Below are 18913 nucleotides of genomic sequence, written 5' to 3'. Positions count from 1 at the left end.
CATGAGCGCACGAAACGGAATGAGCTTGCTGCCCGCGACCGAGGTCAACACCGCACCGGTCGTGGCGCTGGGACTGGTCGGCGGATTCCTGGTCGCCCGCGAGAGCGGCATCCGTCCGCTGGGTGGCGTGCTGTTGGCCGGTTGCGGAGCACTGGCCGGACGCACCTGGCTGGCCAAGGGTGGCCCGGTCACCGCCGGCGCGCTGAGCGCTCTGTACCTGGGCGGCTTCGGCGGTTCGCACCCGCTGGCCAAGAAGATCGGCGCGTGGCCCTCGGTCGCTGCCGTCACAGCGCTCGCCGCGGGCGCGGCGTACGTCGCCTCCGACCGCCGCTGAGCCCCCTGCCGCTGAGCCCCACTGCCGCTGGGCCGAGGAGTGCGAGGGACGAGCGCGTTTCGAAGCCAAGGGGACTTGTCACGCGACTGCGGTCTCGGTGTGGGCGTAGTGCCAGGTGACGCCGGTGTCGGTGACGGTGGCGGTGAGGTGGTCGCGGTGGACGATGCGGTGGTGGGTGCTGCACAGCAGGGCACTGTTCGCCAACGAGGTGTCGCCGCCGGCCCACCAGGATTCGACGTGGAGAACCTTCACCCCACGAAGTTCTCCGCTCGTTCCTCGCTCCGATACTTCGCGGAGACCCCAAAAACACTCGCACATGACCGGTGGTCGGTCGCAGCCGGCGTAGGTGCAGTGTTTGTCGCGGTGGATCACGGCTCGTCGTAGTTCGTCTTCCACCAAGCGTTTCTTGCGGCCGATGTTGAGGGGTTGGTTCTTCGACCCGAGGACCATCGGCAGGATGTCTGCGTCACAGGCGAGTTGTCGCACGGTGTCGGGGGAGACGCCGGTGTCGGTGTCGGTGATGCCGAGCCCGGCGAGGATCCCGGCGAGGACGAGGAAGTCGATCGTGACGACCAACGTGGCGGATCCGCGGTGTTTGATCTCCCGGTCTGCGTCGACGGCTTCGGCGCCGAGACCCAGCAGCAACACCAGGGCGTCGGCGCGACGCTTCCCGGCGCTCCTGGGGTCGGGCTCACCCGTCTTCTGTGACGTGCCGTCGGGGCCCGGGGTGTGCCGGTGGTGCGGATCATCGCAACACGCTGATTTCGGTGATGGTCCGGCGAGCGAGTCGACGGCCTGCTTCACCTGTTCGGCATGATCGGGCGACAGGTCGGCGGTGAACCTCACCATCCCGTTCGGTTCGTCCGACCAGGACAGTGATTCGACGCGTTGGTGCTCGTCCTCAGCCTGGTCGAGGACCTCGTCGCCGTACTGGGCGAGGATGCGCTTGGTGAGTTCCCGGACGGTTTTCGCGCCGGCTCCGACGTCGAGGGTGAGCAACCAGCCGTAGATCTCCTCGCGGCTCGCCGTCGGGATGACTGCCCGGATCTTGTCGATGTTGTCGATGCAGGTTTTCGCGATGGTGGTGTTGGTCCGCCCCGACTGCAATGCATCTGCCAACGGCTTGTTGAGCGGGGAGCGGACGGCGTCGGCGATCTTCGCGATCCGGGAGGCGTGGGAGGGTTCGAGACCGCACTGCCACGGCTCGTCCACATCGTCGGCGGCGGAGCCAGGTTCGTCGACCGGCACGAGCGGCCCTGCAGCAGAGACGGTGTCGGCACTCAGGAGCGCAGTGGCGGACTCGCCGGTCGACAGCCGCCGCACCCACTGCGTCGCATCAGCCGCTGTTGACCGGTACACCGCACCACGCTCGATCGCGTCGGACGCGATGCTCACCATGGCTGCTTCGGTCTGTTGGTGCACCAGCGCGAGTGATCTCATCGCCGCAGTGAGTTCGGCATCAGTGAGGTTGTCGGTCAACTGCGCCAGCCGGGTCACCGCGGCCAACGCGTCCGACACCACTGCGGCGCAGGAGGCAGCCTCACCCGGATACGAGTCGTGCATGCCTTCGGACAACGCCTCGAACGATTCGTCGGTGGTCATGCCGGTGCCTCCTCCCCAGGTGCTTTCGGACTATCTTCATCGTACACCCGTTCGAGCCACACGGAAGTACTTCGCACAACGAATTCTCTTGAAAGGCAGAAGAATTCGATACCCGGCGGTATCCACAGCCCTAAGCGGAAGGCTGGTTTGTCCACAGGCAAACCAGGGCTGGGCTGGGTGGGCTGTGGACAGGCAGTGACACCACTCGCAGACGCTGCACGTCGGCACATGGTCGATCGTCGGAGGCGCGCACGGCGCCACGGGCGTTTGCGGCAGCGAGATCCGCCCGACGGGAAACTGAACGAGTTTTCTTCGCGCGGCTGTCGATGTTCGTCCAGCCTGTTCGTCATGGTGATGTCAGAACACATCGAAACAAGGAGCGAACAGGCCAGGTATCTGATTCTGCTGCCGGCACCCGAGGAGTTTGCGCACGAGCCCGAGGATCTCGTATTCCCGCACCCCGACCTCGAGGAGCACTGAGATGACCGAGTACATGGTGCTGATCGTCGGCGACGCCGACCGCTGGTGGACGACGATGACGGCTGAGGAGCGCAAACACGGCTACGAGCAGTACAGCCTGTTCAGCAAGTCGCTGGTCGAGCGGGGCCACAAGATCACCGGCGGCGCTGAACTGCACGCCTCCACCGAGGCGAAGCATCTGCCGCCGGGCACGACGGCGGTGACCGACGGCCCGTTCGCCGAGACCACCGAACAGATCGGCGGCTTCTACACGGTCGAGACCGACGACGTCGACGACCTGCTCGAATGCTGCACGATCCTCACCGCGATCGGTGAAGGCATCGAGCTACGACGCGTCGTGCAACCCGAGGAGCGGGCGTCATGAAGAAGTACTTCGTGCTCATCGCCTACAGCCCCGACACCTGGAACGCCGCATCGACCGAGCAGCAGCAGGCGTGGCACCAAGATCATGTGCAATTCCATCGCGAGGTGGGGGAGCACATCCTCTCCGGTGAGGCACTGGACGGCGCGAGCACGGCAACCACCCTGCGGCACAAGGACGGTCGGCCGACCCTGACCGACGGCCCGTTCGCCGAGACGACCGAGACGATCGGCGGCTACTACCTGGTGGAGGCGACCGATCTCGACCAAGCGGTGGCGTGGTGCGAACTGCTGCCGGACTGCTACAGCCTGGAGATCAGGCCGGTCGTCGACATCGACGTTTCGGCGTAGATGTCGCTCGAACAGATCCACCGCGACGAGTGGGGCCGACTGCTGGCCCTGCTCGTCGCGCACTCGCGCCGCCTCGACCTCGCCGAGGACGCGCTGGCCGAGGCGTTCGAACAGGCGGCGCGCGTCTGGCCGGGAGACGGCACTCCGACCAACCCGGCCGGCTGGCTGATGATGACCGCGAAGCGGCGGATCACCGACCGGATCAGGGCCGAGGCGATGGCCGCCCGCAAGCAGCCACTGCTGGCGATCGACGAACGGAATCGCGTGCAGGACAACGACCGTGGTGACGAGCTGCTGCGGCTGGTGCTGCTCGCAGCGCATCCGGCGCTCGCGCCCGAGGCGGGCGCCGCATTGACCCTCCGGCTCGTGCTCGGCGTGCCGACCGGCGACATCGCCAAACTCTTCCTGGTGAGTGAGCCGACGATGGCGGCGCGGCTGACTCGCGCGCGCAAGAAGGTCATCGCTGCGGGCATCCCGCTCGCCCTGCCTGACGCCCGGGTGCTGCCCGGACGTCTCGACACCGTGGCCCAAGTCGCCTATCTGGCGTTCACCGCCGGCTACGCACCCGGCAGCGGCCCCGACCTCGTGCGCGTCGAGCTGGCCGGTGAGGCAATCCGATTGGTGCGGTTGATGCGTTCGAGCAGCCCGGCTGCCCGGGCGAGCCAGTCGCTCACCGCCCTGCTCGCACTCATGCTGCTGCAGCACTCCCGGCGCGACGCACGCGTGGGCGATGCCGGTGAGTTGGTTCGGCTGCCCGACCAGCAGCGTTCGACCTGGCACCAGCACGAGATCGCCGAGGGGCTCGACCTGCTCGGCGTGCTCACCGGACGGGAGACGTCACCCGCGATCGAGATCGACGGCCCGGTCGCGGCGTCCTACCTGCTGCAGGCGCTGATCGCCGCTGAGCATGCCCGGGCAGCCCGTGCACAAGACACCGACTGGGTGACGATCGCCGACCTCTACCGGCAACTCGAAGAGCTCACCGGGTCGCCGGTCGTGCGACTCAACCGGGCCGTCGCAGTGGCCGAAGCGGGCGACCTCGACGCCGCGATGGCGCTGGCCGACGGTCTGCTGACCGAACTGCCGACCAACCACCGACTGCACGCGGTGCGGGCAGAGTTCCTCACCCGGGCGGGGCGAACGACGCAGGCCGGGGATGCCTATCGCGAAGCGATCTCGTTGTGTGCCAACGATGTCGAGCGGTCAGACCTTGAGCAGCGACTCGCGTTCGTTGCTGACCCGGAAGGTCAGTAGAGCGGCCGGACGTCGGTGCACGCGACATCCTGGGCGGGCAAGGCCTTCGTCAACAGGTAGTTCGTGCGGATCCGGGTGGCGCATGCGCTGTCGTTGAGCAACAGATGACCGACCTTGTTGCCGGTGACCAGCCGCGAACCGGGCGACATCGCGTGGGCCGAGCGGGCGCCGACGATCGAAGTCGCCGGGTCGTAGAGCGCGTTCATGAACAGGATCGGCGTGGCCGGACGCCGGTTGAACGGTCCGCGATAGGCGCCCTTGCCCGCACCGGGCCAGCTGGTGCACAGCGAGCTGCTCCAGGCGCCGGCGGCGTCGAAGCCACGGGTGCGATCGCGCGTCGCCGCGGCCGCGCGCCAGGTGGCCCACCGGTCGTACGGGTCGAGCGAGTCGGAGCACATCACCGCCTGCCGGGTGACGTCGAGCACCTCGCCGGGCAGCCCGAAGCCCTGCCGCGTTGCCGACGCCTGGCGGTCGACCGTGGCCGCTGCCGCAGCGGGAGAGACCTGCTTGCCGGTGAGGGCGAGGTAGAGGTTGTGCACATCGTCGAGTGCGCCGGGCACGGTGCCGGGGTCGTACAGCGAGTAGAGCGTGCTGGTCACCAGATCCGCCCAGGTGAACCGGCTGCCCCACACGGTGCGCGGCGACTTCACCAGCAGGCTCCACACCGTGTTCCACTCCGCGATGCCCCGGGCTGCACTGGCGCACTTCGCTTTTCCGGCCCGCTGGCACTGTGCGTACGCCTGTCGCACGGCAGCCCAAGCGCCGTCACCGGTGTGCAGCCGGGCACCGACCGGCACGTACCGCGAGCGCGATCCGGCCGTCCACTGCACGGGGTCGAGCACGCCGTCGAGCACCATCGCCCGCACCCGCGACGGGTACATCGCCGCGTACGTCTGCCCGAGCACGGTGCCGTAGGAGAACCCGACGAAGGTCAGTTGCCGGTCGCCCATGAGGGCCCGAACCTGATCCATGTCACGGGCGTCGTCGGCCGTGGTCATGTGTTGCAGCAGGGGGCCGCCGGTGCGCCGGCAGGCAGCCCGCACGGCGTCGTCGTGGCTGATCTGTGCGCGAGCCTGCGCGACCGTGACCGGAAAGCCGGGCTCGAGACTCGGCGGTGTGGTGGTGCCCGGACGGGTCGTGCAGGAGACCTGGCTCGACCGGCCGACCCCGCGCGGGTCGACCGCGACGATGTCGAACCTGTCGGTTACCTTCCGGCCGAGCATGCGGGCGAAATCGTCGACCTTCGCGGTGGCCGCCTCGCCGGGGCCGCCGGGGTTGACGAAGATCGCCCCGACCCGAGCCGATGGCACCGAGGCGCGCCGACGCTCCACCGCGATCGTGGTCGATCCTGCCGCCGGGTTGTTGCGGTCGAGCGGCACCGACAACCGCGCGCACTGGTGGGTGCGCACGTCGGCACACTTCGCCCAGCGCAGACCGGGTGTGGTCGCGGCGTCTGCCGATCGGGGCAGTGCGTTCGGCACGAGGGCGAGCAGGGCGGCAGCGAGCGAACTCGCAACCAGGCGGCGGGACATGGGGCTCCGTTCGGGAGTGGTCGGTGAGGGGGTGTGGCCGCCGGGTCTGTTCGGACCGCTCGGCACGGCTGCGCACCAGCGTGCCAGACTCCTGTCAGCAGGGCGAGGAGGCCACGCTCGCCCACGAGACAGGGAGTGACCATGCCCATCGCAACACCTGACGTGTACGCCGAGATGCTCGACCGCGCCAAGCGCGAGGGCTACGCCTATCCGGCGATCAACGTGAGCAGCAGCCAGACGCTGAATGCTGCGATCCGTGGATTCGCCGACGCCGGCAGTGACGGCATCATCCAGGTGTCGACCGGTGGAGCCGAGTACCTCTCCGGCCCGACCATCAAGAACATGGTCACCGGTTCGCTGGCCTTCGCGGCGTTCGCCGAAGAGGTCGCAAAGAACTACGACGTCAACATCGCCCTGCACACCGACCACTGCCCGAAGGACAAGCTCGACGGCTTCGTGCGCCCGCTGCTCGCCGCCTCGACCGAGCGTGTGAAGAACGGCGGACTGCCCTACTTCCAGTCGCACATGTGGGACGGCTCGGCCGTGCCGCTGGATGAGAACCTTTCCATCGCACGCGAACTGCTCGACCTGTGCAAGGCCGCCAAGGTCATCCTCGAGATCGAGGTCGGTGTCGTCGGCGGCGAGGAGGACGGCGTCGCCCACGAGATCAACGACAAGCTGTACTCCACGCCCGAGGACGCCATCGCCACTGCGAAGGCGCTCGGCGTCGGCGAGAACGGTTATTACATGACCGCGCTCACCTTCGGCAACGTTCACGGCGTCTACAAGCCGGGCAACGTGAAACTGCGCCCCGAGGTGCTGAAGAAGGCCCAGGACGCGGTCAAGGCCGAGTTCGACACCTCGACGGACAAGCCGTTCCATCTGGTCTTCCACGGCGGCTCGGGCTCGACCGCCGAAGAGATCAAGGAAGCGGTCTCCTACGGGGTCGTGAAGATGAATGTCGACACCGACACCCAGTACGCGTTCACCCGTCCGGTGGCCGGTTGGATGCTCGGCAACTACGAGGGCGTGCTGAAGATCGACGGCGAGGTCGGCAACAAAAAGCAGTACGACCCGCGTGCCTGGGGCAAGGCGGCCGAGGCCGGCATGGCCGAGCGCATCGTCGAAGCCTGCGAGAACCTCGGCTCGGCCGGAACCCACAAGTGAGCGGCGAGAACCTGCTCGGGATCCCCGAGACCAAGCTCCCTGTCGACCCGGCCGCCCAGAAGCTCGACGACGGCGTCGACGCGCGCGATGTCGCACGCGGTTACCCGGCCTCGTCGCTGGTCTGGGCGACATTGGCCGAGGACGCATTGGACGACGGCGAGGTGATCGAGGCATACGCCTACGCGCGCACCGGCTACCACCGGGGCTTGGACTCGCTGCGCAAGTCCGGCTGGCGCGGGCAGGGTCCGGTGCCGTGGGAGCACGAGCCGAACCGTGGTTTCCTGCGGGCGCTCGCCGTACTCGCGAAGGCGGCCGGCGAGATCGGCGAGGAGGAGGAGCACCGTCGGTGCGCCGACTTCCTGCGCGACTCGTCCGCCACCGGAGCCCGCGAACTCGGCCTTTGAAGAAACCACTGACGAACCTGTCTCACGAGGGCTGACGCCGCGTGAGACAGGTTCGTCCTTTCTCGTCCGGACGTGTGCTCGTCTCGTAGCGTGAGCAGCGGCCTTTCCGATGACGGAAGGCGGAAGACGAGGAGACCACGGTGCCTGAGACAGACCCGATGACCGAACCCGCCGGACGGCGCTCGGTGCCAAGAAAACTGGACTACCCCGAACTCACGATCCCGCAGATGTTCGAGGACTCCGCGCAACATCGCGGCAGCGCCGTCTGCACCGACTTCCTCGGTCGCACCCGCACCTATGAGCAGATCGCGGACGAGGTGCGTCGCGTCGCGATGGGCCTGGTCACCCTCGGTGTGGAGCACGGTTCGCGCGTCGCGGTGTTGTTGCCGACCTGTCCGGAGAACCTGGTCGTGACGCTCGCGGCGCTCCGTCTGGGCGCCCATGTCGTGCAGCACAACCCGCTGTACTCCGCCGGTGAATTGGAGCCGATGTTCCTCGACCACGGCGCGAAGGTGGTCGTGGCCTGGGACAACGTCGTCCCCGCGGTGTTGTCGCTGCGTGAACGCACCCCGGTGGAGCACGTGATCGGGGTCGACCTCACCAAGTCGTTGCCGGCGAAGCTGCGGCTGGCATTGCGTCTGCCGATCGCGAAGGCCAAGGAGTCGCGCAAGAAGTTGACCGCGGGGTCGTTGCCGGACGGCGCGCGACCGTTCGCGAGCCTGGGCGAACACGGTCCACTGCCGCTCGGGCAACCCGGTCCGCGCCCGGACGACATCGCGGTGATCATGTACACCTCGGGCACGACGGGTCGCCCGAAGGGTGTGCCGCTCACGCACGCGAACCTGCTGGCCAACTGCCACCAGGGTGTCGCCTGGACCGGACTGCGGTTCGGCGAAGAGCGGTTCCTTGCGGTGCTGCCGATGTTCCACGCGTTCGGGCTGACGGTCGGTGTCCTGTTGGCGCTCGTCCTCGGTGCGCAGATCAGCATGGTGCCATCGCCCGAGCCGAAGTTGATGCTGGACGCGATCAAGCGCAGTGACACCAACTTCTTCGTCGGGGTGCCGCCGCTGTTGGAGGCGATCCTGGACGAAGCCGAGAAGAAGGACGTCTCGCTGCGCGGTCTGGAGTGGGTGTTGTCGGGCGCGATGTCGATGCCCGCCGAGTTCGTCCAGCGATGGGAATCGGCCACCGGCGGACGGCTCATCGAGGGTTACGGGCTGACCGAGACCTCGCCCGTCGTCGTCGGCAACCCGTTCGACTCGACCCGCCGGGCGGGCACGATCGGCCTGCCGTTCCCCGACACCGACACCCGCGTCGTCGACCCCGACGAGCCGTCCCGCGACGTGCCGGAGGGTGAGGAGGGCGAACTTCTGGTGCGCGGCCCGCAGGTCTTCGATGGCTACCTCGACCAGCCGGAAGAGACTGAGAAAGCATTCGTCGACGGTTGGTTCCGCACCGGTGACCTTGCCCGTCACGACGGCGATTACCTCGTGATCTCAGGCCGGTTGAAGGAGCTCATCGTCACCGGCGGGTTCAACGTGTCGCCGATCGAGGTCGAGGCGGTCCTGCGCAAGCACGAGTCGATCCGCGACGTGGCCGTGGTCGGCATGCCTTCCTCGCGCAGCGGGGAACAGGTCGTTGCGGCCGTTGTGGCGGATGGAGAACTCCCGTCGAACGAGGAGTTGCGCGCATGGGCCAAGCAGCACCTCACCGCGTACAAAGTGCCGCGTCGCTTCGTCGAGGTGGAGGAATTGCCCACCAACCTTCTCGGCAAGGTCGTGCGACGCGACGTCGTCGACCTCATCCCGGACGAGTGAGGACTACCGGAAGTTGATCGAATTCCCGTGCGGATGAACGGTTCCCAGTAGTTCGGGTGCGATCTCAGCGCCGTCGCGCCAACGCCGCAGGCCGACGTGGGTTCCCGTCAGACGGTCGGCGTCCGCGTGGTCGTCGCGGACGTCGGGCAGGCCTGGGATGCAACCCGGTGGCTCGGCGGTGACCCAGCTGACCGGGCGAGCGGATGCCACATCATCAAGGGTTCGCGCGATCAGCGGACGTCGTTCACGCGGCAGGTAGGTGACGGCCCAGGAGGAGAAGACCACCAGGTGGTCGTCCCCGCGCTCGATGACGCCGGGGAGCGCGTCGACCATGTCACCGCGAACGAGCGTCGGTGGATGGTCGCGCAGTCCCTCGACCGCCGCGTCGAAGCGTTCCACCCGACCAGGCATCTCCGGCCAGATACAGGCACGCAACCAGCGCAGGTCGTCGATGTCGTCGGGGCCGATCGGATCGGCGTCCAGACCGATCCGCCGTGCGATCGGTGGGATACGGAGTTCGACGGCGGATCCCAGGTTTTCGGCCTCACAACGGACTCGGGCATGCAGCGGGCCGAACGCCACGTCGCCGACTGCCACTCGATAGTGCTCGATGTTCAGCAGGAAGCCGGCGCTCGCACCCAGCTCCAGCAACGTGATCGGGGTGTCGGGCAGGTCGGCACATGCACGGGCCACCATCGCTCGCACGTAAGTCGAGCGGTTGACCTCGTTCGTCTGCGTCGTCCGGGTCGCGACCACCTGCGACAACTCGTCGTGGAACTCGGTGATCGCTCGTCGGACATCCGGCCACGGGTCCTGAGCCGGGCGTGCCGTAGGGGAGAACCAGTGTGCTGCAGGTGAATCCGGACGGCGCATCGCCAAGTCATGCAGCGCAGCAAGCAGGAGCACGGGACGGGCCTGGCCCGGAGCAGCCCGGCACAAAAGGTCGATCGCGTCCGGGTCGTCCGCCATGCCCGCGACGATCGCTGCGTACACCGGTACCTCGGAGTGCATCGAGGCGAAGTCGAGGCAGCGCTGCCTGGCGACCTCGGGGGAGTCGGCCGTGTCTCGAACGTCAGGCATGTCGCTCCTACCGGTAGCTGATGAGGTCGCGGTCGTGCTCGAAGTGGCTGTGGTCGTTGTAGCTGAGAAGGGTCGGCGTCGGACGGCGCCCGCGCAGGAACTTGCTGACCGCGCCGTTGACGGCCACTTCGTTCAGTCGCCCCCAGGCCTTCACCACCTCGGGGCCGGCATCATTCGCACCAAGAGTCGACAGTGCGGCAAGCACGGCGATGGGTCCACCGGAACTCGACACGACCGCCGTGCCCGGTCGCTCGGCCAGTTCGGTGGCCGCCTCACGGACCCGCCGGACGAACGTGGGGAAGGACTCGCGATAGTCGCCGTCGTGTTCACCCCCGGTCCAGCGGTCGACCGACGCGAGGAAGAGGTCCTGGAACGCCCGCGCCGGATTCTCTTGCGCAGCAAGGGCTTCCAACAGCGCGGGCCGGGTCGCGTACTCCGGGTGGGCAGCGGCCAGCAGGCCGTCGTGATCGAACTCGTCCCATCGGTCATCGGTCTCGACCGGGCAGGACCAACCACTTGCGGCGGTGATGCCTGAGGCCGTCTGGCCGTGGCGACGCAGTGACCCATGCACGATGACCGCGGGCTGCGCCATGCGCTCGCCCAGGGCACGCCCGGTGACCCCCGCTTGATGTTCGCCGAGCGGCGACAACAGGTCGTAGTCGTCGCCGGTGATGGATGCCTGTCCGTGGCGGACGAGGATCAGCAGACTCATTCGGGACCTCTCGTGAGCGTGGGCTGCGCCATTGTCCAACACCGGCGCGGCGTCGTTAGATTGGCGTCCGTGGACGGACGACTCGCGGTTCTGGGTGTGGACGCGATCGGTGAGGCCCTCTACCGGCAGGTGCTGCGCACACCGGGTCGACCCTTGTCGGCCCACGTGCGTGAACTCGGTTGCTCCGATCACGACGGCGAACGCGAGGTGCAGCAGTTGCGCGTCCACCGCCTCGTCCGGATCTCCCAGGACGGGACGCTCAGCGCGGATCACCCCAGGGCGGCGCTCGAACGGGTCGTTTCGGTCGAGGAGGCGAAGCTGGCCACCCGTCGCCAGCAACTCGCTCGGCTGCGCGACTCGATCGATCAGTTCGCGACCGATTACCGCGTGGGACAGGAACGTTCGTCCTCCACCCCGCCCACCCGAGAGCGGGTCGACGGGGCCCTGCTCACCTCCATGCACGAGCAACTCGCCGCGTCGAGTGTCGGCCCGATCCGGCGGACCCGTGCTCACCCGCCCGACCGGGACCCGACCGAATTTCCGACCACGGTCGGCCAGGTCGAAGCGGGCCGTGAAGTGCGAACCCTCTACGTCGCTTCGGCCGTCGACGGCAGTGCCGGGTGGATGCAGCGGTGGGCCGACGTAGGTGAGTTGCAGCGGGTCGCGCCGTCAGTGCCCTCGGAGTTCGTGTGTTTCGGCACCGATGCCGCGCTGGCGACGACGCAGTGGGGCAGGTCGGACGGCGACTGGGTCATTCTGCGCGACCCGATGGTCGTGGCCGCGTTCGTCGAACTGTTCGACCGGCTCTGGGCGGGCGCCGCGCCGGCGCCAGATGACGTCGACGGCGACGGACTGCTCGACCTGATGCGTCAGGGTCTGAAGGACGAGGCGATCGCCCGGGTCATGGGGGTCTCGCTGCGCACGGTCCGCCGCCGGGTCGCGGCGATGATGGAGGGCTACGGGGTCGAGACGCGCTTCCAGCTGGCGCTCAAGCTCGCCGAGAACGTGCGGGGTGACCACGCGCCGTCCGCCGACGACGCGTGACCGACACCGACTGACCGACAACGGAAGAGAAAGCCCCGGCAGCCCGCAGCCGACGATTCGCACAGGTGGACGTGTTCTCGGCCAAGCCCTACCGCGGCAACCCGTGGTTCGCCCGCACCGGCGTGGTCACCACCGGCTACCGCGTCGCGCAAGGACGCCGACTCGACCGCGCCGGCGACATCACCATCGGCATCGATCCGGACGGCGCCGTGTGGGTCGGTTGCGCCACCGTCACACTCTTCGCCGGCACCGCGCTCGCCTGAGGCGAATCCCGGCGCGCGCAAACGCGATTCGCCCCGGAAGCCGGGTCGGCTTCCGGGGCGAGATCACGGTGCACACAGGGATTCTTCGGTCGATCGGATCACCTCGCCTTCGGCGCGAGGATGTACTGCATCCCGGACACATCGGTCACCGAGCGGGTGTTGTAGACGTACTTGCCCTTGTAGTTCATCTCGACGATGTCGATCGTCTTGCCGCGCACCGCGGTCACCCAGGCGACGTGACCGTAGGTGCGGTTGGCGCCGTGCACACCGGGCTGGAAGACGACCATCGAGTTGACGTGCGGCTCGTAGGTGACGGTCCAGCCGTTGGCGCGTGCATTGCCGGGCATGTCCTTCGCGTTGCCCCGGACCAGCGGGTAGACGCCGGAGTACTGCTTGAACTTGTTGTAGGCGCCCCAGGTGCACTGACCCGATGCTCCGGTGTTGTAGCCGATCGTGTTGCCCCACTTGCGGGTGAGGCCGTCGTTGCTGGGTGCCGGCGGCTTCTTCTCCGCGCCGCACTTCGGTGCGACGAAGCCGTTCGAGCCGGTGTAGACGAACGCGTCCGAGACGTACTGACCCGGGCCGATCTTGTCCCAGATCTTCGAGGTGCGGTACGTGCCGCTCACGGCGGTGCCGTAGGTCTGGCAGATGATGTTGACCCGCCTGCCCTTGGCGACGCTGCCGACGACCGATGCGCCGGTCGATGGGCCCGAGCGGATGTTGAGGCGAGCGGACGCCGTCTGCACGGTGCCGGGCGCGGCGTCCGACTGGCTGGCACCGACGCCGATCGCGCCGCCGGCGGCGACAACGAGGCCGGCGAGACCGACACCGATGCTCCGAGTGGCCTTCTTCATGATGGTTGCCTTCCTTTGTCGTGTGGTGGGTCAGCTGATCGGGCGGACGACGGTGCCCAGCGGCGTGCCGGGTGAGTAGACCGAGGAGATGCGGATGCTGTTCTTGTCCCGCGGCGGAGCGGCCTCGATGATCTTGTTGTTGCCGAGGTAGATGGCCACGTGTGTGGTGCTGCTCAGGCTGCCGCCCCAGAAGATGAGGTCGCCCGGCTTGCGGTTCGCGAAGGAGTAGTGCTTGCCCGAGCTGACCTGAGCGCCGCTGTAGCCGCCGATGCTCTTGCCGGCTCCCTTCCAGAACGCGAACTCGGTCAGACCGGAGCAGTCGTAGCCGTAGCGCTTGGCGTCGTTGTAGCCGCTGGGGGAGGTGAACCCGTAGGACGGACCGTTCTTGCCGCCGCCACCCCAGGAGTACAGGTAGCCCTTGCCCATCTGGGACTTCGCGGCGGCGATCACCGACTGGATGCGCTTGTCGGCCGACCCGGTGGTGGAGCCGTTGTCGGTCGGGGTCGTGCACAGCGGCGCGACCCGGCCGTCCGAACCGGTGTAGATGTACGCGTCCGACACGTATCGGTTCGGGCCGATCTTGTTCCACCAGGTGCTGGTGCCGAAGGTGCCGGTGACGCTCGAGCCGCGGGTCTGGCAGGTGATCTTGACCTTCGTGCCCTTCGCCAGCGAGCCGACGGCGGCGCTCGAGGTCGACGGGCCCGAGCGCACCGTCAGGCTGGCCGACTTGGTGCGGACGGTGCCGGACGCGGCCCCGTCGGCGTGACTGGTTGCGGCGTACCCGCCGACGGCGACGGCGCCGGCGACAGTCGCGCCGAGCGCGGCCATCGCGACGGTCCTACGGGCGCCGAGCTTCGTGCTGGTCTTCGTGTTCTGCATGGCGATTCCTCCGGATGCTGCGAGGCCGTCCGTGGTGGGCCTCGTTCCTGTCGGCGTTGGGTGGGTCCCTCGGCCAGGGCACCAACTCCGAGTGATGTCAGGCCGTGTCAGGCACCGGATCGGTGGGAGCGAATGACGACCTGCTGACGTCGTACAGCCGTTGCCAAGACAGCCCGAACGGGCTTGAACCGAGGAAGAGACGACCCAGATGACCGCTTCACCGGCCAGACCGCAGACCGACCGGCGGGTCGTCGTCGAATCATTCGCCCAGACGCTGTCAGACATCCGCCAACAGGCCGGACAGCCGTCGTTCCGTCAGATGTCGCAGACGTCAGGCTGCATCTCGCACGCGACACTGCACGAGGCCACCCGAGGCAAGCGGTTGCCGACTTGGGAGACCACCGAGCAGTTCCTCATTGCCTGCGGGGTCGACCCGCGCGCCTGGCGGGATGAATGGTGCCGGGCCGACAGGCTGGTCAATCGCCGTGCGGGCCAGGCGAGTTCCACTGCGTCCGAGACCCCGACGTCGCACGCGCTGCCGGTGGCGCCTGCCGCGAAGAGCAAGAACGCGTCGAGGCAGGCGGGCGACGAGACCGACCCTGCCGACGAGCGCGAGACCGCGCCGATGCGGATGTCGACCCGGTCCAAACACGTCGCGCAACGGTGGGGTTCGCCGAGCTCGGTGGCCGGCACGCTCCTCGCCGCGGTGCTGCTGGTGGTGGGCGGCTTCGTCGCGGCCGACTGGACGCGTTCGGCGCCGGCGTCGACCGCCACGAGCCCGTCCGCCGCCCCGTCCACCGCCCCGACGACCACGCCGTCCCCGACCCCGACGAACACGCCGCCGACGATCGGCTCGGTCAAGTGCCCGCGCGCGGGCAGTCCCGAGGTGCGCTACTGGAGTGCTGCCCACCGGGACGACTTCGCGCTCGAGTACCGCGCCTCGGCGAAGCGACCGCTGTGCAGCACCGTGCCCGCCGGCAAGAAGGTCGAGGTCGTCTTCACACTCACCAACCGGGGCACGGCGTCGATGTCGGGGTTGAGATTGCACATGGTGCGTGCCACCGGCAGCTGCTTCGACGGGGAGCCGCGGGACACGAAGCTGGCGGTGCTGCGTCCGAACCAGCGCTACTCACAGGTGATCAGCTTCAAGGAGATGAGTCCCGGCGAGTGCAGCGCCGAGTTCGAGGTGCGCGACCGCGACGGCAAGCGCGTCTTCGCCGAGGGGGAGACGGTGCCGTTCGCGATCGTCATCGCCTGAGCGGTCGGCGGGCCCACGCGTGCGCGGTCGCCGGTATCGTTGACCATTGCGGGCGGCCGGCTGGTCGGCCGCGATCCGTGATGGAGGGGTTCGAGCAATATGCCGGCGATCGTGCTGATCGGCGCCCAGTGGGGCGACGAGGGCAAGGGCAAGGCGACCGACCTGCTGGGCAGTCGCATCGACTACGTGGTGAAGTTCAACGGCGGTAACAACGCCGGACACACCGTGGTCATCGAGCAGCCCGACGGCAGCCGCGAGAAGTACGCGCTGCACCTGCTGCCCAGCGGCATCCTCACCGAGGGCGTCACTCCGGTGATCGCCAACGGCGTCGTCGTCGACCTCGGTGTGCTGTTCGCGGAGATCGACGGCCTCAACGCCCGCGGCATCGACACCAGCCGCCTGCAGATCAGCGGCAACGCCCACGTCATACCGAGCTACAACAAGGTGCTCGACAAGGTCACCGAGCGCTTCCTCGGCTCCCGCAAGATCGGCACCACCGGCCGCGGCATCGGCCCCACCTACGCCGACAAGATGAACCGCATCGGCATCCGCGTGCAAGACCTCTTCGACGCCTCGATCCTGCGCCAGAAGGTCACCGCCGCGCTCGATGTCAAGAACGAACTGCTGGTCAAGAAGTACAACCGGCGAGCGGTCGAGGTCGACGAGGTCGTGAACGACCTGCTGCAGTACGTCGAGCGGCTGCGCCCGATGGTCGTCGACTCCTCGCTCGAGCTGTCCAAGGCCCTCGACCGCGGCGACATCGTGTTGTGCGAGGCGGGCCAGGCCACCCTGCTGGACGTCGACCACGGCACCTACCCGTACGTCACGTCGTCGAACGCGATCTCCGCCGGCGCGTGCACCGGCGCGGGCATCCCGCCCACCCGCATCGATCGCGTCATCGCGATCTTCAAGGCCTACACGACCCGCGTCGGTGAGGGCCCGTTCCCGACCGAACTGCTCGACGACAAGGGCGAGTTCCTGCGCAAGCAGGGCGCCGAGTTCGGCACCACCACCGGCCGTCCGCGCCGCTGTGGCTGGGTCGACACGGTCATCGGCCGCTACGCCACCCGGGTCAACGGCGTCACCGACTTCGTGCTCACCAAGCTCGACGTGATGACCGGCTTGGAGACCGTGCCCGTCTGCGTCGCCTACGACGTCGAGGGTGTGCGGCACGACGAGATGCCGATGAGCCAGTCCGACTTCCACCACGCCACGCCGATCTACGAAGAGCTGCCCGGCTGGTTCGAGGACATTTCGCACTGCCGCACCTGGGACGAACTGCCCGAGAACTGCCGCAAGTACGTCGAGTTCGTCGAGGAGCGCATCGGCGCCCGCATCTCGGTGATCGGCGTCGGCCCCGGCCGTGAAGAGGTCATCGTGCGCCACGACCTGCTCGCCGACTGAGGTGCTGGCGCTCGCGGCCCAGACCACCCGCAACACCCCGACCTGGTTCGTGGTGTTCATGTGGACCCTCGCGCTGGTCATGACCCTCGGTGCCCTGTGGGCGCTCGCCGCGGCCTGGAACCGGCGCGGCGACGCACCCACCGAGGGACGTCGCGCCCAAGCGAGTTGCCTGGCGGTGTTCGCGGTGCCGACGCTCCTGCTCGGCCTCTTCTTCCTCAGCTGGGCTGTCGGGATCAGCTGAGTCCGACTTCGTCGTCCCCAACTGATCCCGACCTGTACTTGTGCGGCGTCTCCATCCGTCGGCCTCGGGTCGCAGGCTCCCCGCGTCCGACTTCGTCGACACCGGTGGAATCAGCTGAGTCCGACTTCGTCGTCCCCAACTGATCCCGACCTGTACTTGTGCGGCGTCTCCATCCGTCGGCCTCGGGTCGCAGGCTCCCCGCGTCCGACTTCGTCGACGCCGGTGGGATCAGCTGAGTCCGACTTCGTCGTCCCAACTGTTCCCGACCTGTACTTGTGCGGCGTCTCCATCCGTCTGTCGGCGGCACGTGAAAACTGACCCTTAAACGGCAACTGAAAACTGACCCTCTCCGAGAGCCTGTCCTCGACCCTCGAGGCAGGAGATGCGGAGTGTTGGCAGTGGAGGATTGGGCTGAGATCCGGCGGTTGCACCGTGCGGAGGGAGTGCCGATCAAGGTGATCGCCAGGTCGATGGGCATTTCGAAGAACACAGTGCGTCGGGCGCTGCGTGCCGGTGGTCCGCCCCGGTATGAGCGGGTCGGTCGAGGGTCACTGGTCGACGCGGTCGAGCCGCGGATCCGGGAGTTGCTGCAGGTGACGCCGACGATGCCGGCGACGGTGGTGGCCGAGCGGATCGGGTGGGAGCACTCGATCCGGATCCTGCGGGATCGTGTCAGTGAGCTCCGCCCGGTGTATCTGCCGCCGGACCCGGCCTCCCGCACGGTGTATGAGCCGGGCGAGTTGGCGCAGTTCGACTTCTGGTTCCCAGCCATCGAGCTGCCGGTTGGGTACGGCCAAGCACGAACGGCGACGCGGTTGCCGGTGATGACGACGGTGACGGGGTACTCACGCTGGTCAGGTGGTCTGCTGATTCCCTCGCGGGAGGCCGAGGATTTGTACGCCGGGTGGTGGCAGTTGGTGTCGACCCAGTTGCAGGGCGTCCCGAAGATGCTGGTGTGGGACGGCGAAGGCGCGGTCGGGCGGTGGCGGGCGCGGCAACCGGAGTTGACTGGTGACTGTCAGGCGTTCCGTGGCGTGCTCGGCACGAAGGTGTACATCTGTAAGCCCGCCGACCCTGAGGCTAAGGGCATGCTCGAACGGCTCCACGACTACCTGGAGAAGTCGTTCTTGCCCGGTCGCACGTTCGCTTCACCGGAGGATTTCAACACCCAACTGGCTGGGTTCTTCGTCCGGGCCAACGCCCGACGGATGCGGGTGTTGGGGTGTAGCCCGAGCGACCGTGTCGCCGCGGACCGGGCCGCGATGATGCCGTTGCCGCCGGTGCCACCGCAGGTCGGGTGGCGCAAGTCGATGCGCCTGCCACGTGACTACTACGTCCGGGTTGATTCCAACGATTACTCGGTCCACCCGGCGGTGATTGGCCGCCGGATCGAGATCCATGCCGACCTGGACCGGGTATGGGCGACGTGCGCGGGCGAGGTCGTTGCCGACCATGCCCGGGTGTGGGCACAGCATCAGACGATCACCGAGTTCGACCACGCTGTCGCGGCCAAATTGCTGCGCCGAGGGCGCAGTGACGTGCTGCGCTCAGTCGCGGGCGCTGCGATGAAGGACGACGCCGAGGTAGAAGTTCGTTCGTTGGGGTTCTATGACAAAGCCCTCGGCCTGGTGGACGGGGAGCTGAGCTGATGACAACCCGAAACCCCGCCACCACCACGAACGCCACGAACGCCACGAACGCCACGAACGCCAGGGCGTCGGCATCGTCGCAGGAGGTGGCGAAGCCGAGGACGGGGAGAGATGTGTCGAGTGAGTTGGAATACCTCACTCGGGCGTTGAAGGCACCCACCTTGCGTGACTCGGTCGAACGGCTCGCGCAGCGGGCCCGGGAAGAGTCTTGGACTCACGAGGAGTTCC

General features: G+C 67.9%; 20 protein-coding genes and 1 pseudogene. 15 read left to right on the top strand and 6 right to left on the bottom strand.

The annotated features are described in order from the left end of the window. The first annotated feature begins 1 nt into the window (after position 1). Positions 2-334, top strand: a complete 333-nt coding sequence (locus DFJ65_RS00100) for a hypothetical protein (protein ID WP_170143939.1) — start codon at positions 2-4, stop codon at positions 332-334. 78 nt (positions 335-412) lie between these two features. On the opposite strand, the gene DFJ65_RS00095 is transcribed toward DFJ65_RS00100, so the two are convergent. After that, complete coding sequence (locus DFJ65_RS00095) at positions 413-1936, bottom strand: HNH endonuclease signature motif containing protein (protein WP_245949881.1); 1524 nt, start codon at positions 1934-1936, stop codon at positions 413-415. Between the two features lie 348 nt (positions 1937-2284). Between DFJ65_RS00095 and DFJ65_RS18200 the strand changes: the two genes are divergently transcribed. The 4 genes from DFJ65_RS18200 to DFJ65_RS00080 are packed head-to-tail and all read left to right on the top strand — an operon-like array spanning position 2285 to position 4381. Then, positions 2285-2416, top strand: a complete 132-nt coding sequence (locus DFJ65_RS18200; RefSeq protein ID WP_281269828.1) for a hypothetical protein — start codon at positions 2285-2287, stop codon at positions 2414-2416. Position 2417: 1 nt separating this feature from the next. Then, complete coding sequence (locus DFJ65_RS00090) at positions 2418-2780, top strand: YciI family protein (protein WP_115921253.1); 363 nt, start codon at positions 2418-2420, stop codon at positions 2778-2780. Continuing rightward, a complete protein-coding gene (locus DFJ65_RS00085; RefSeq protein ID WP_115921252.1) occupies positions 2777-3127 on the top strand; it encodes a YciI family protein in 351 nt (116 codons plus the stop codon). The genes DFJ65_RS00090 and DFJ65_RS00085 overlap by 4 nt, the downstream gene beginning before the upstream one ends. Beyond that, on the top strand, positions 3128-4381 hold the full coding sequence (locus DFJ65_RS00080) for an RNA polymerase sigma factor (protein WP_115921251.1): 1254 nt from the start codon (positions 3128-3130) through the stop codon (positions 4379-4381). On the opposite strand, the gene DFJ65_RS00075 is transcribed toward DFJ65_RS00080, so the two are convergent. Next, positions 4375-5913, bottom strand: a complete 1539-nt coding sequence (locus DFJ65_RS00075; protein ID WP_115921250.1) for an alpha/beta fold hydrolase — start codon at positions 5911-5913, stop codon at positions 4375-4377. The genes DFJ65_RS00080 and DFJ65_RS00075 overlap by 7 nt on opposite strands. 141 nt (positions 5914-6054) lie before the next feature. Here DFJ65_RS00075 and fbaA point away from each other — a divergent pair, with 141 nt between their 5' ends. From fbaA to DFJ65_RS00060, 3 genes are all read left to right on the top strand, one after another. Beyond that, the gene (fbaA, locus tag DFJ65_RS00070; protein WP_115924007.1) at positions 6055-7080 is read left to right on the top strand and encodes a class II fructose-bisphosphate aldolase; all 1026 of its coding nucleotides are present in this window, start codon (positions 6055-6057) and stop codon (positions 7078-7080) included. Next, on the top strand, positions 7077-7484 hold the full coding sequence (locus DFJ65_RS00065; protein ID WP_115921249.1) for a DUF3151 domain-containing protein: 408 nt from the start codon (positions 7077-7079) through the stop codon (positions 7482-7484). Before fbaA ends, DFJ65_RS00065 begins: the two co-directional genes overlap by 4 nt. A gap of 140 nt (positions 7485-7624) precedes the next feature. Further along, positions 7625-9301, top strand: a complete 1677-nt coding sequence (locus DFJ65_RS00060) for an AMP-binding protein (protein WP_147301257.1) — start codon at positions 7625-7627, stop codon at positions 9299-9301. Between the two features lie 3 nt (positions 9302-9304). Here DFJ65_RS00060 and DFJ65_RS00055 read toward each other — a convergent pair whose 3' ends face one another. Together DFJ65_RS00055 and DFJ65_RS00050 are read right to left on the bottom strand one after the other, a co-directional pair. Then, positions 9305-10381: a DUF2332 domain-containing protein gene (locus tag DFJ65_RS00055; protein ID WP_115921247.1), complete on the bottom strand. Its 1077-nt coding sequence runs from the start codon at positions 10379-10381 to the stop codon at positions 9305-9307. Positions 10382-10388: 7 nt separating this feature from the next. Then, positions 10389-11093: a histidine phosphatase family protein gene (locus DFJ65_RS00050; protein WP_115921246.1), complete on the bottom strand. Its 705-nt coding sequence runs from the start codon at positions 11091-11093 to the stop codon at positions 10389-10391. A 69-nt stretch (positions 11094-11162) separates the two neighbouring features. On the opposite strand from DFJ65_RS00050, the gene DFJ65_RS00045 reads away from it, so the two are divergent. Next, positions 11163-12137, top strand: a complete 975-nt coding sequence (locus DFJ65_RS00045; protein ID WP_115921245.1) for a helix-turn-helix domain-containing protein — start codon at positions 11163-11165, stop codon at positions 12135-12137. A gap of 65 nt (positions 12138-12202) precedes the next feature. After that, the gene (locus tag DFJ65_RS17625; RefSeq protein ID WP_211308321.1) at positions 12203-12400 is read left to right on the top strand and encodes a hypothetical protein; all 198 of its coding nucleotides are present in this window, start codon (positions 12203-12205) and stop codon (positions 12398-12400) included. Positions 12401-12498: 98 nt separating this feature from the next. Here DFJ65_RS17625 and DFJ65_RS17255 read toward each other — a convergent pair whose 3' ends face one another. Further along, positions 12499-13254, bottom strand: a complete 756-nt coding sequence (locus DFJ65_RS17255; RefSeq protein WP_170143938.1) for a CHAP domain-containing protein — start codon at positions 13252-13254, stop codon at positions 12499-12501. Between the two features lie 30 nt (positions 13255-13284). Next, complete coding sequence (locus DFJ65_RS00030) at positions 13285-14133, bottom strand: C40 family peptidase (RefSeq protein ID WP_115921244.1); 849 nt, start codon at positions 14131-14133, stop codon at positions 13285-13287. Between the two features lie 208 nt (positions 14134-14341). Between DFJ65_RS00030 and DFJ65_RS00025 the strand changes: the two genes are divergently transcribed. The 5 genes and pseudogenes from DFJ65_RS00025 to DFJ65_RS17880 all read left to right on the top strand — a co-directional run. Further along, positions 14342-15391, top strand: a complete 1050-nt coding sequence (locus DFJ65_RS00025) for a hypothetical protein (RefSeq protein ID WP_115921243.1) — start codon at positions 14342-14344, stop codon at positions 15389-15391. 99 nt (positions 15392-15490) lie between these two features. Next, complete coding sequence (locus DFJ65_RS00020; RefSeq protein ID WP_115921242.1) at positions 15491-16795, top strand: adenylosuccinate synthase; 1305 nt, start codon at positions 15491-15493, stop codon at positions 16793-16795. A gap of 1 nt (position 16796) precedes the next feature. Continuing rightward, entirely contained in the window at positions 16797-17036 is a 240-nt protein-coding gene (locus tag DFJ65_RS00015) for a hypothetical protein (RefSeq protein ID WP_115921241.1), read from the top strand. Between the two features lie 389 nt (positions 17037-17425). Then, positions 17426-18685, top strand: a complete 1260-nt coding sequence (istA, locus tag DFJ65_RS00010) for an IS21 family transposase (RefSeq protein ID WP_115921240.1) — start codon at positions 17426-17428, stop codon at positions 18683-18685. Continuing rightward, positions 18685-18913 (top strand): annotated as a pseudogene (locus DFJ65_RS17880) (hypothetical protein); the annotation flags it as partial. The gene istA and the pseudogene DFJ65_RS17880, both read left to right, overlap by 1 nt.

Origin of the sequence: Calidifontibacter indicus (assembly GCF_003386865.1) — a bacterium.
GTDB lineage: Bacteria > Actinomycetota > Actinomycetes > Actinomycetales > Dermatophilaceae > Yimella > Yimella indica.
This window is presented reverse-complemented; position numbering and strand designations above follow the sequence as displayed.